Origin of the sequence: Weissella viridescens, assembly GCF_014789145.1 — a bacterium.
In the GTDB taxonomy this organism is placed as follows: Bacteria; Bacillota; Bacilli; order Lactobacillales; family Lactobacillaceae; genus Weissella; species Weissella viridescens.
Genome location: NZ_CP061835.1, coordinates 762,228 through 775,656 on the forward strand (window position 1 = coordinate 762,228; position 13,429 = coordinate 775,656).

Sequence of the window (13,429 nt, forward strand, 5' to 3'; positions counted from 1 at the left end):
TCCTAAAAAACCAGTATAATTATATGGAGTGAAACTGTGTCCACTCAGTGATTGGAGGTGCAGGTGATGCCAACACGAATCCCAGAGGATGTCGTAACTGAGATTAGAGAACGGGTCAATATTGTTGATGTGATATCACCTTATGTACCATTAAAAAAACAAGGTCGAAATTTGTTTGGGGTGTGTCCGTTTCATGAAGAACGGACGCCATCTTTTTCAGTCAATGAAGACAAGCAAATTTTTCATTGTTTTTCATGTGGACGTGGGGGGAATGTATTCAGTTTTGTGATGGATATTGACCAAGTTTCATTTCCACAAGCGGTTGCTAAGGTGGCACCGCTAGCTGGAATTGATATTGATGATAAATATCTTAACAATGAATCAGCCCAACCTGTTGACGAAAGAACGCAGGCCTTACGTGAATTATATCAAGATGCAACAAAGTTATATCACCATCTACTGGTTAATACCCAAGCTGGTGAAACAGCACTTAACTATCTCCATGAACGTGGGCTAGATGATGCTACGATTGATGCCTTCATGTTAGGCTACGCACCAGGTAATGATTTTTTACTCGATTATTTTCAAAATAAGAAAGTAGATTATCAATTACTTCGGACATCTGAATTGTTTGTGGTCTGGGACGATGGGACGCTGCATGATCGATTTTCAGATCGTGTATTATTCACCATTCGTGATCAATATGGACATCCGATTGCCTTTTCTGGGCGTCGACTAAGTGCTGATGATACACAACCAAAGTATGTTAATAGCCCAGAAAGTTTATTATTTGATAAATCAAATGAACTTTTTAATTTAGATTTAGCACGGGATAGTATTAAAAAGTCACACGACGTCATTTTGTTTGAAGGATTTATGGATGTCATTGCGGCTTTCCAAGCTGGTGTAAAAAACAGTGTGGCTTCAATGGGGACCTCATTAACGATTGATCAAGTTCGACAATTGAATCGATTAGCTGACAATATTACAATTGCCTATGACTCTGATGCGGCTGGGCAAAATGCGACAAAAAGAGCCCTTGACCTAATTCAACAGAATAGTCAAATGACACCGGTTGTCGCACATATTCCAGACAATCAAGATCCGGACGAATACTTGCGGAGTCACGATGCGGCGGCACTCAATGATGTGCTGGCTCATCACCACGAAAATCCGATTGCGTTTAATTTACGATTTCTTCGCCAAGACCGTGACTTTTCGAATCAAAATGAGGTGTTTGATTATATTGATCAGGCGTTGCATTTAATCGCATCGGTTGATGAAGCAGTTGTCCGTGAAAATTATTTACGTCAATTGTCGGATGATTTTAATATTAGTTTTGATGCATTGACTGACCAAATTCGCCCAATGTTGATGCAACGGCAAGCAACGCGTCAAACGCGTCAATCGACGCCAGTACCGCAACAAGCTGCGCCGACATATGTGGATGGGTTGGTAGAACCGCCCGAAGCACCAGCATTTCCGATACCTGATGATGATTTGAATCGGGTGGAGCAAGCTGAGCGGATGCTATTAGCTTGGATGTTACGGGATAATGACGTATGGTTAGAGGTTACACAACAACCTGATTTTACATTTTCGGACGTGTCCTATGAAACGTTGTATATGTTGGCAACTGGCTATCGGGAATCGCATCAATTAACGACAATTGATAACCTTAATGATTTTATGGATTACGTTCAAAAACCAGAACTAATTCGGATTCTGGCTGCAATTCAAGATATCCCCGATGAATTATTTGAGGATCGGGAGCATGTGAAGGCCTACATGCAAGTAATGATGCAAGAAGAACCGTTAGAAACACAGATTAAGAAGTTAACGCAACAATTGGCCGAAGCGAAAAGTATGCATAATGATTCAGAAATCGCACAAAAAAGTGTTGAAATCATCAATTTGCTACGTAAGCAACAAGCATTAAGAGAACAAGGAGACCGATGATGGCAGAAAAAAAGAAGACAACAGCAAAAGAGATGTCACAAGAAGATTTTGATAAAGCTATCAAAAAGGTTATCAAGGCCCACAAAGCTGACAAACAAATTCAAGAGGATCAATTACAAAAGGAATTAATTACGCCTTTGGAAATGGATTCAGATCAAATTGATGAGGCCTACGATGAAATTGAGTCTGCTGGTATTTCAATCGTTGATGAGAATGGTGAGCCAACGGAACGTGCCTTGAAGAACCGTAAAACTGCACTTTCTGAAAAGGAATTGAAGCAGGCTGCTGATGCGCCAACAGGAATGAAAATCAATGATCCTGTTCGGATGTACTTGAAGGAAATTGGCCGGGTACCGTTGCTAACGGGAGATCAAGAAGTTGAATTGGCTGAACGGATTGAACAAGGTGATGAAGAGGCTAAGCAAGAGTTGGCTGAAGCCAACCTACGTTTGGTTGTTTCAATTGCCAAGCGTTATGTCGGTCGTGGAATGCAATTCTTGGATTTGATTCAAGAAGGAAACATGGGATTGATGAAGGCGGTTGAAAAGTTCGATTACCGTAAGGGATTCAAGTTCTCAACTTATGCCACTTGGTGGATTCGTCAGGCCATTACACGTGCCATCGCTGACCAAGCTCGTACAATTCGTATTCCAGTTCACATGGTTGAGACGATTAATAAGTTGATTCGAATTCAACGAAACTTGCTCCAGGATTTGGGCCGTGAACCAACACCTGAGGAGATTGGTGCCGAGATGGACATCAATACTGACAAGGTTCGCGATATTTTGAAAATTGCTCAAGAACCTGTGTCATTGGAAACACCAATCGGTGAAGAGGATGATTCACATTTGGGTGATTTCATTGAAGATAATGAAGCAATTTCACCTGCAGATTCAGCTGCCTATGAAATGCTTAAAGTACAGCTTGAATCAGTTCTTGATACATTGACTGATCGTGAAGAACAAGTTTTGCGTTTGCGTTTTGGATTGGACGATGGACGTACACGTACGCTAGAAGAAGTCGGTAAAGAATTTGGTGTGACGCGTGAACGTATCCGTCAAATTGAAGCCAAGGCACTTCGTAAGCTGCGCCACCCATCACGTTCAAAGCAATTACGTGATTTCTTAGATTAAAAGATGACTTAAAAGTCGGAGGATAATGTCTATTGTTCTTCGGCTTTTTGTTTTTTCAAAAAAATAATGGAGGCTGGGAAATATGGAAGCAACCCAGGAACAACAACGTCAAAAGAAACTAAGTAATTTTAGTTTACCGTTGTTAACGTCAAATTTTGCATCAGTTTTTGGTGAAGGGGTTTACCGCTTTGGCTTGAATTGGTTTTTAGTTTCAACATATGGGAATGCCCAACTATTAGGTTGGTTAACTGGATTTGGTTTTTTTGTTTATTTACTAAATGATATGTATGTTGGGGCAGTCCTTGATCGTTTTAATCGTAAATGGGTGTTGGTTTTATCTGATTTATTCGGTGCTATCGGCATGATTATCTTATCATTGATGATAAATCCCGCGAATCCGCAGACCTGGATTTTATTTGCGATTACTGCAGTCATGTATATTGATATATCCTATGAGTATCCCGCTGCGCGGGCGATCCTACCAGATGTGATTAAGAAATCGGGTCTAGCACGCTTCAATGCCTATGTGAGTGCCGCCTTTTCAGCTGGACAAGCAATGGGGCCACTCGTGGGTGGAATCTTACTCCGAATGGATTGGATTAATTTACGTAGTTTTATGTTCTTGTATGGAATGCTGTTGCTTTTGACAGCAGGGATTAATTTAGCCATCCGCACACATCCAGAAGTCATTGACCGCGTATCAGAACCATTCATTCAAAGTTTAAAGAATGGCTTCACCTATGTTTGGAAAATGCCAAAACTATTCGAATCTATGCTGATCACTGTATGGGCAAACTTTTGTTTTGAAGCTTTCATTATCTCAATGCCATTTTTGGTGCAAAAGACTTACCATGGTACGGCTAATGAATATTCATTAGCTTTAACTGCCGCGGCAGTCTCAGGTATTGTGGCGGGATTTTTGTTAGCCCACTATACTCGGTTTAATAATTTAAATACGTTGTACCTTGATTTTTATGTGCTCGGGTTTGCCTTTATGATTGCGACGTTTGTGAACGTGATTTGGGCGCTGGTCATTGTCATTATTATGAATGGCTTTGTGCGTTCTTCATTTGTGATTAAGGTGAATACGGTTCGTCAAGAGGAGAGTTCTTCTGAGTATTTAGGTCGCGTCTTTGGTATTTCATTTTTTGCCACCGATCTTTTCGCACCCATTGTAAGTATTACATTTGGTTATAGTGTTTCAAAGTTAGGCGTATGGACTTTGTTAGTCATTGGAATCATGATGATTGTCGGGATGCTTGCCATTAAAGCAGTGATGCGTCGACGTTATGCCACTGCATAACTTTATAAATTCTAAAAAAGATAACTGCAAAAACTGCAGTTATCTTTTTTTTCGTGTTAAAATGAATGGAACCATTTTGTATAAATATATACTTGAGGTAATGAAAATGACACGAATTTTGGTAGTTGACGATGAACCGTCACTCGTAACGTTGTTAACGTATAATTTGAAAAAAGTAGGCTATGAAGTTTATGCGCAAAATGATGGCGAAGATATTTTAAATACCATCAAAGACAAGCAAATTGATTTGATATTACTTGATGTCATGTTACCTAATCAAAGCGGTGTTGAGATTACACGAGATATTCGAGCCGCAAAGATTGATGTTCCGATTATTATGGTGACCGCTTTAGACGATGAGGTTGATAAGATTTTAGGCTTGGAGATGGGGGCTGATGACTATGTCACGAAACCCTTTAGTCCACGTGAAGTCATTGCCCGAATTAAAGCAGTCTTACGTCGGTTTGAACATGGGCATAAGCCTGACCAAAGTACTGACCATATTAAGATGTATGGTGATTTAGCAATTGACTATGACAAGATGGCGGTTCAGCTATCTGGTGAAAATGTTAAATTAACACCGAAGGAATATGAACTCCTAACGTATATGGCCCAACGTGAAGGTCGTGTTTTAGATAGAGAAACAATTTTGCATGGCGTTTGGGGTTACGATTATGGTGGCCCAGATACGCGCATGGTTGATATGCATCTCTCACACCTGCGGGAAAAAGTGGAACAAGATCCTAAACACCCAGCCATGATTAAAACTGTACGTGGGATGGGCTACCGCTTTGAAGATCCCAGTAAGGCCGAGGACTAGGTATGCATAAACATAAAATCGGTCCATTTATCCGATCATTTGTTTTTTTTGCCATCTTATTTTTCTTAGCAACCAGTGTCGCAACGATAATTGGTAATATGATATCAAAGAAGGCCCTAGCTTATGGCGATCTTTGGGAACTATTACTTATTGTGTCAATTGGTCTGGCGCTGGTGGTTGCGATTGTTTTAGAATGGACACGACGACGTCAGCAAGAACAAATTGATCTTTTCATTGAAAAAATGCAGGCAATGCGCGCTCAAAATGCCTACGGGGGGAAAGTCTTATTACGTCCAGATGACCCACTTGCGCCGTTAGCTAACGCAATTAATGACGTTCAAAGTCTTAACCGGTCTCGAACGAAAATGTTGCAACAACAGGCAAGTGTTTTGAACGTTTTATTGGAGAATATGCCAATTGGTGTATTACGGATTAAACCGAACCATGAAATCGTACAGATGAATGATCAAGCCATGTACATGTTGCAACTGCCAGATAATGCGATTGGAAAACCATTTGAAAACGTCTTTAAAAGTCATCAATTATTGGCTTTGGTCAATCAAGTCTTGGATGAACAGATAAGCCAGCGTGAGCAGATGGAGATTGATCAATTAGATGTGGATGTCTTTGTGACATACTACCAATTGCGTGAACGCCATGATGAAGTCATGGTTCTGTTGTATGATATGACAGAATTAAAGCGACTTCAGAAAATGCAGGCGGATTTTGCTGCAAATGCGTCACATGAATTACGGACACCACTATCTGCTATTATTGGATTTGCGGATACACTATTAGATGGGGCACAAGATGATCCTGAAGTACGCTCTGAATTTATTCAAATTATTCATGATCAGGCCGAACATTTGCTGGCCTTGACGAATGATATTTTGACATTAGCCAAGACCCCGGTGCAAAATAAATCGGTCGAACAGTTGCCAATTCGAGAGATGGTTGATGAAACATTTGCAACGCAAGCTAATGCTGTTAAAGGTCTACAATTAACGCTTTATAATCGAGCAGATGCGCATACCGTTTTTCAACAAAACCGGGATGATGTGCAAACTATTTTAACGAATCTCATTGTAAATGCTATTAAATATAATCAGATGTCGGGATCAGTTACGGTGACTGCGCATGCTGATCAACGCCAGTGTTTTATTACAGTTAGTGATACAGGGATGGGAATTCCCAGTGATCAACAAGAACGTATTTTTGAACGTTTTTATCGGCTTGATAAATCACATAACAAAAAAATACCGGGAACAGGATTAGGCCTTGCCATTGTCAATGATTTGGTCCAATCGCTTGGCGGAAACATTCATTTGGAAAGCCAAGTGGGGGTTGGAACTAAAATTACGGTGACACTGCCTAACCTCCCAATTGATAAAAGAAAGAGTAAAGTATAATGAAAAATAGTAAACCTGTAATTATTGGCGTTACCGGAGGATCAGGCTCTGGTAAGACAACCGTCAGTGAAGAAATTTTTAATCGTTTAGCTGGTGAATCAATGGTCATGTTACCACAAGATGCCTATTACAATGATCAGAGTGATATGGACATGGAGGCGCGGAAGGCCGTAAACTATGATCATCCTGATGCGTTTGACACGGCACTACTGATTAAACAATTGAAGCAGCTCATTGGTGGTGAAACGATTGAGCGCCCAACATATAATTACGCCGAATATAATCGTTCACCTGAAACAATCACAATTGCGCCAGCTGATATTATTATCGTTGAAGGTATTTTGTTATTTAATAATCCTGAATTACGAGACTTATTAGATATTAAGATTTATGTTGATACTGATGACGATATTCGATTCATTCGACGGATGCAACGCGATGTCAATGAACGCGGTCGAACAATTGAATCAGTGGTGAACCAGTACCTTGCAACAGCAAAGCCAATGTATCACCAATTTATTGAACCAACTAAGCGATATGCAGACATTATTTTGCCCGAAGGTGGCGCAAATAAGGTTGGTATTAATATGATTGAAGCACAACTACGTGTCATTTTAAATGCAGATTAAAAAGGAGGAATCCACATGTTAATTTCAAGTTATAACCAAGCCGGAATGAGGGATGTGCTCGTTTTGTTGACGGCCCCTCAATCAGGTGCCACGCACTCAGAACAAAAAGGTGACATCGTTCGTCTGACAAATGAGAAGAATGAAACGATTGGCTACAATGTGCTTAATGTAAGTCAATTGCTTGACCTAGGCGATGTGGCCGGACAAATTCAATTAGATGCAGACCAAGTTGCTATCCTAAATCAAGCCATTAATGCTGTTGGATTTACTGGCGACTTGGTAGTAGACACAGATCCTAAGTTTGTTGTTGGTTATGTTGAAAGTGCTGAACCACATCCTGATTCAGATCACTTACAAGTGACCACAACACAAATTGGGAATGGCGAAACTTTACAACTGGTTTCTGGATCACCAAATATGAAAGCCGGCATCAAAGTTGTTGTTGCCAAAGTTGGTGCGATGATGCCTTCTGGATTGATTATTTGGCCAGGTGCCCTTCGCGGTGTTGAGTCAAATGGAATGATTGTTTCAGGTCGCGAATTGGCCTTGCCAAATGCTCCACAACAACCGGGAGCACTCATTTTACCTGATGATTTTGCTGAAGTAGGCACACCATTTGATGCAAAAGCGCCTGCTGCACAAGCCTTATTTGAATAAGGGAGATAGTAACGATGGTAGTTAATCGACGGCCAATTGTGTACTATGAAACGTTACGCCGACAGAGTTACGCGCAACAGGTCAAAGAAATTATGGCTGCCAAAACAGCTTATATCTTATATGCCGATACTGACACAGCCGATGATGCGCCTGTTAATGTCACAGCACCTGTTGAAACGGTCGTTTTGAATCCGGTTGAGGTGACAATTCTTAAACCACAACCGATTGCTACAGTCTCAAATGTGACTCAACCAGATGCGGTTCGCGAATCACACGCTATGTCAGAGCCTAATTCACAAAACCAGACAGCAGTACCTGAAACATCAGCCGTTGAAGTTGAAACGCCAAAGGTGGCTGAGACGCGGACTAATGCTGGTAATATGACTGGCTTAGGGTTGAGTTTGGACTCAATTTTTGGTGAGGAAAAACAAGCTGCAGCGCATGCACAATCAAAATATTTTAAAGATTCTAAATAGAAAGGTGGTTCAACCCTATGTGTTGAACCATTTTTTTGCTATCATGGTTATAAACAGATTTGAAACGAATTTTGGAGATATGACTAATCATGGATAAAGAAACAAGCTACTATTTTATTGGGATTAAGGGTTCAGGAATGAGTGCCTTAGCACGCATTTTGCATGACCAGGGGTATCAAGTATCAGGTTCTGATATTGATGAATATACCTTCACACAAAAGCCATTAGAGGATGCTGGTATTGACATCAAGCCATTTGATGCATCAAATATTAAACCAGGGATGACTGTCATTCGCGGAAATGCATTCGAAGATGATCAAGTTGAAGTGGCCCAAGCCTTAAAGATGGAAGAAGCTGGTGAAGTTAAAGTGATGACTTATCCAGAAGTGGTTGAAGAATTAATTCAACAATCAACGTCAATTGGTGTAGCTGGTGCCCACGGTAAAACATCAACAACTGGCTTACTGGCACACGTTCTTTCAGGAATTGCGCCAACTTCATATTTGATTGGTGATGGTAGTGGTAAAGGTGTTCCTGATCCACGATTCTTTGTTTTCGAAGCAGACGAATATCGTCGTCACTTCAAAGATTATCATCCAGATTATGCCATTATGACGAATATTGATTTTGATCATCCTGATTATTACACAGGTATTGATGATGTTCGTTCAGCTTTTGAAGAATTTGGCTCACACGTCAAGAAGGGCGTTTTTGCCTGGGGAGATGATCCGCAATTACGTCAACTCCACCTTGATGTGCCAATCTATTATTATGGTACTAATCCAGAGACTGATGATTTTTATGCAACCAATATTAAACGCTCTACCAAAGGTTCAGCCTTTGATGCATACTATCATGATGAATTCTTAGGGACATACGAAGTACCGCTTTATGGGCAACATGGTGTTTTGAACTCGCTAGCCGTGGTTGCAGTGGCCCATTTTGAAGATATGGATAAAGAGCTCGTTAAGCACGAACTTTTGTCATTTAAGGGGGTTAAGCGTCGTTTTACTGAAAAGCAAGTCGGACCAGTGACCATTATTGATGATTATGCACATCATCCTTCAGAGATTAAAGCAACCATTGATGCAGCGCGCCAAAAGTATCCTGATCGTGAAATTGTGGCTGTTTTCCAACCACACACGTTCAGTCGGACAATTGCTTATAAAGAAGATTTTGCTAAAACATTGGACTTGGCTGATCATGTTTACTTAACTGACATTTTTGCTTCTGCTCGTGAAAAGAAGGGAGACATTAGTTCCGAAGAATTAGGTGCTGAAATCAGCAAGTTCCGAGGAATTGTATCACCTGAAAACGTGGCACCACTGTTGGATCATGAGGATGGTGTGTTTGTCTTCATGGGAGCTGGTGATTTGCAAAACACTGAGTTTGCCTTTGAAAAGCTTTTGGCAAATACGCAAACAAACCTACAATAATAAGCTTAATCTAAGCTACTAGTTGTATACTAATTTAAAATAATTTCAAATTGGAGGAATTATATGGATAATTATAATAACCGTCGGACCGTTAACCCGGATACCGCTGGATTAAACAAGTTCTTTGTGAAAGTCTACCAATATATGGCAATGGCTTTGTTGGTTTCATTTGTCACGGCATACATTGGTGTTAAGTTCTTCGCACAACAAATTGAAGCAATTTTCACGAACCCAATCATGTCATTGGTGATGTTCGCAGTAATGATTGGCTTTGTCTATCTGTTTTCTAAACGTGTTTACTCAAATCCTGGGGCTGCCTTCGGAATGTTGATGGGGTACTCGGTTTTGAACGGGGCAACTTTCGCCGTAATCGGTCTTTCATTTGATGTTGCGACAATCGGGATGGCACTTGCTGGGGCCACTGCTTTGTTCGCTGGTATGGCAATTTATGGATACACAACGAAGCGGTCACTTGCCTCATGGCGTGGTATTCTATTTGGTGCCATGATTGCATTGATCATCGTTGGTCTATTGAATATCTTTTTCTTCAATAGCTTGGTTTACCTTGTGACAGCCATCATCGGAGTGATTGTGTTTGCGGCAATGACAGCCTATGATATGAACACTTTGAAGTCAATGTATTTCCAGTTTAGCGAAAGTGGCGCTGGAGCTACGGCTGAACAAGGATTGGCTGTATCAGGTGCTTTGAATTTGTACCTTGATTTCGTCAATATTTTCTTGTATTTGCTACAAATCTTTGGTCTTGGTGGCAGCAACAACGACTAAATTTAAAGAATTGGGACGTCCTATTTATGATAGGGCGTCTTTTCTGTTATGATAAGAGAAGAAGAAATGCGGCGAGCAGATGTTGCTGAAAGAGAGATATATATGGCTAGACCAACATTATTACTAATCGATGGAAATTCATTGGCATTCCGTGCCTTTTACGCCATGATTAATCAAGTCGATCGCTTTGTTAATAGCGAGGGCTTGCATACCAATGCCTTAGTGGCATTCAATAACTTTTTGGATGGTATCGTTGAACCATTTAATCCAGATAGTGCATTAGTTGCCTGGGATGCAGGGAAAACCACTTTCCGAACTGGTAAATTAGACTCTTATAAGGGTAACCGTGATAAGACACCAACTGAATTAACTGAACAATTTCCGTATTTGCGTGAAATGGTAACGCTTCATGGCATCTACAGCTATGAACTCCCCAATTACGAAGCGGATGATATTATCGGAACGACAGCAAAAGAAGGCCAAGCCGCCGGTTATGATGTCACCATTGTCACTGGTGATCGGGATATGCTCCAATTGGTGGATGAACATGTTGAGGTTTGGATCACAAAAAAAGGTGTTTCAGAAGTTGAACATAACGATTTAGCCATGGTTGCTGAAAAATATGATGGTTTGACACCCGCACAAATTGTAGATGTCAAAGGTCTCCAAGGTGATACATCGGATAATTATCCAGGTGTTGCCGGAATTGGGCCCAAAACGGCCATCAAATTAATTAAGGAATATGGTTCCATTCAAGGTTTATATGACCATATTGACGAGCTTAAGGCCAATAAACAAAAGGAAAAATTGGTAAATGGTAAGGAAGACGCTCTGATGTCCCGTGATTTAGCACGAATTCGGACCGACGCACCCGTGACATTTACCCTAGAAGATTTAAAATATACGGGACCCGATTACCAAGGCTTAATTAAGTTCTATCAGAAATTAGATTTCCGCCAACAATTGGCCAAATTAGCTAATCAGGGGCATGTCGCAGGTCAGCCAGAACCGGATTTGGATGGAGCAAGTGGCAATCAACCACAAGCTAACGCACAGAAACCCATTAATTTGAAGCCTATGCTTTTGGAAGATGTCGCAAACTTACCTAATTTTGAAGATGAAATCAGTGTTTATATTGAGCTGGATGATAAGGATTATCATCTAGGCGTTCCTGTTGGCTTTGTCCTTGGTAATGAAACCGATGGTTATGTGGTAAGTCGCGATCTTGATTTATTATTAAGTGAACCGGTGAAGCAAATTCTCGAAAACAGTGATATTGATAAACATGTTTTTGATGCCAAATCAATTTTCGTGGTTCTAGAACGTTATGGCATTGCCTTGGCAGGCGTAAATGATGACGTTTTGTTGATGTCATACTTGGTCGACACGAATGATAACAGTAATGACTTGGGGGCTTTGGCACAACAAAATGATTACTTTGACGTTCAAACTGATGAGTCAGTTTACGGTAAGGGAGCAAAGTACGCCATTCCTGAAGATGATGATGTATTCTTCAACCATTTGGGACAAAAAGCACGCGCGCTAAACATGCTACCAGCACAACTGTTGTCACAATTAGAAGAGCGTGAACAGACTGATCTCTATAAAACCATGGAATTGCCATTATCATTTGTACTAGCTGATATGGAAATTAATGGGATTAAGGTTGATAGTCAACAGTTGCTGGCCATGGGAACTGAATTAACAAACCGTCTGCATGAATTAGAACAATCAATTTATGCGGAGGCTGGACATGAATTTAATATCCAATCACCTAAACAACTAGGCGTTGTGCTTTTCGAAGAAATGGGCTATAAGCCAATTAAAAAGACAAAGACGGGTTATTCAACGAGTGTCGATGTCTTGGAGCAAATGCAAGATGTGCCAATTGTGGCTGATATTTTGGAGTACCGGAAACTGTCAAAAATTAAAGCAACCTATGTTGATGGTTTATTACGGGTCATCCATGGGACAGATTCAAAGGTGCATACGCACTATATTCAAACTCTGGCCCAGACAGGCCGCTTATCTTCAACCGATCCGAACTTGCAAAACATTCCTGCTCGAACTGAAGAAGGCCGTTCAATCCGTAAGGCCTTTGTCCCTAGTGAACCAGATTGGTATATTGTCAGTTCGGACTACTCACAAATTGAGTTACGTGTGCTAGCACACATTTCTGGCGATAAGAATATGCAAGCAGCGTTTAATGCTGATGAAGACATTCACGCGGATACTGCACGTCGTATCTTCCACTTAGATGATGCTGCTGAAATTGATCCTAATATGCGTCGTAAAGCTAAAGCCGTTAACTTTGGAATTGTTTACGGTATATCAGACTTTGGTCTCGCCAATAACATTGGCGTTAGTCGTAAAGAAGCTAAAGAAATCATTGATACGTACTTCCAGGAATACCCTGGCATCAAGCAATGGTCTGACAACATTATTGAATTTGCACGTGAACATGGGTATGTAGAAACCTTGGCGCACCGCCGTCGTTACTTACCAGACATTCATGCTAAAAATTTCAATGTGCGTAGTTTTGCGGAGCGTACAGCTATGAACACGCCAATTCAAGGTTCAGCTGCAGATATTATTAAAATAGCCATGTTACATGTTCAGCAGGCCTTGAAGGATGCTGGTATGCAAACCCGTATGTTGCTTCAAGTACACGATGAATTGATTTTCGAAGTTCCTGAAAATGAATTAGATCAAGTGCATACAATGATTCCAAAAATCATGGATTCTGCGATGCAATTAGATGTTCCTCTTAAGGTCTCAACTCATGAGGGTAAGTCTTGGTACGAAGCGAAATAAAATAAAA

At 40.7% G+C, this 13,429-nt stretch carries 11 protein-coding genes; all 11 read left to right on the forward strand.

Annotated elements, in window-relative coordinates:
* Positions 1–66: 66 nt before the first annotated feature.
* Positions 67–1,959: a DNA primase gene (gene dnaG, locus IE337_RS03840; RefSeq protein WP_191136825.1), complete on the forward strand. Its 1,893-nt coding sequence runs from the start codon at positions 67–69 to the stop codon at positions 1,957–1,959.
* Positions 1,959–3,092 (forward strand): RNA polymerase sigma factor RpoD, encoded by a 1,134-nt coding sequence (gene rpoD, locus IE337_RS03845; protein ID WP_057743420.1) that lies wholly within the window; start codon positions 1,959–1,961, stop codon positions 3,090–3,092. Before dnaG ends, rpoD begins: the two co-directional genes overlap by 1 nt.
* Positions 3,093–3,174: 82 nt before the next feature.
* The gene (locus IE337_RS03850) at positions 3,175–4,395 is read left to right on the forward strand and encodes an MFS transporter (RefSeq protein ID WP_191136826.1); all 1,221 of its coding nucleotides are present in this window, start codon (positions 3,175–3,177) and stop codon (positions 4,393–4,395) included.
* Between the two features lie 106 nt (positions 4,396–4,501).
* Positions 4,502–5,215 carry a response regulator transcription factor gene (locus IE337_RS03855; RefSeq protein ID WP_057744611.1) on the forward strand — a complete coding sequence of 238 codons (714 nt, stop codon included), beginning with the start codon at positions 4,502–4,504 and terminating at the stop codon, positions 5,213–5,215.
* Positions 5,216–5,217: 2 nt separating this feature from the next.
* The gene (locus IE337_RS03860; RefSeq protein WP_191136827.1) at positions 5,218–6,624 is read left to right on the forward strand and encodes a sensor histidine kinase; all 1,407 of its coding nucleotides are present in this window, start codon (positions 5,218–5,220) and stop codon (positions 6,622–6,624) included.
* Positions 6,624–7,253, forward strand: coding sequence for a uridine kinase (udk, locus tag IE337_RS03865; protein WP_057743442.1), 630 nt, complete (start codon positions 6,624–6,626; stop codon positions 7,251–7,253). The genes IE337_RS03860 and udk overlap by 1 nt, the downstream gene beginning before the upstream one ends.
* A gap of 15 nt (positions 7,254–7,268) precedes the next feature.
* Positions 7,269–7,910 (forward strand): YtpR family tRNA-binding protein, encoded by a 642-nt coding sequence (ytpR, locus tag IE337_RS03870; protein WP_191136828.1) that lies wholly within the window; start codon positions 7,269–7,271, stop codon positions 7,908–7,910.
* Between the two features lie 14 nt (positions 7,911–7,924).
* Entirely contained in the window at positions 7,925–8,386 is a 462-nt protein-coding gene (locus IE337_RS03875) for a hypothetical protein (protein ID WP_191136829.1), read from the forward strand.
* A gap of 89 nt (positions 8,387–8,475) precedes the next feature.
* The gene (gene murC / locus IE337_RS03880) at positions 8,476–9,822 is read left to right on the forward strand and encodes a UDP-N-acetylmuramate--L-alanine ligase (RefSeq protein WP_191136830.1); all 1,347 of its coding nucleotides are present in this window, start codon (positions 8,476–8,478) and stop codon (positions 9,820–9,822) included.
* Between the two features lie 63 nt (positions 9,823–9,885).
* Positions 9,886–10,608, forward strand: coding sequence for a Bax inhibitor-1/YccA family protein (locus IE337_RS03885; protein WP_191136831.1), 723 nt, complete (start codon positions 9,886–9,888; stop codon positions 10,606–10,608).
* 102 nt (positions 10,609–10,710) lie between these two features.
* Positions 10,711–13,422 carry a DNA polymerase I gene (gene polA / locus IE337_RS03890; RefSeq protein ID WP_191136832.1) on the forward strand — a complete coding sequence of 904 codons (2,712 nt, stop codon included), beginning with the start codon at positions 10,711–10,713 and terminating at the stop codon, positions 13,420–13,422.
* Positions 13,423–13,429 lie beyond the last annotated feature (7 nt).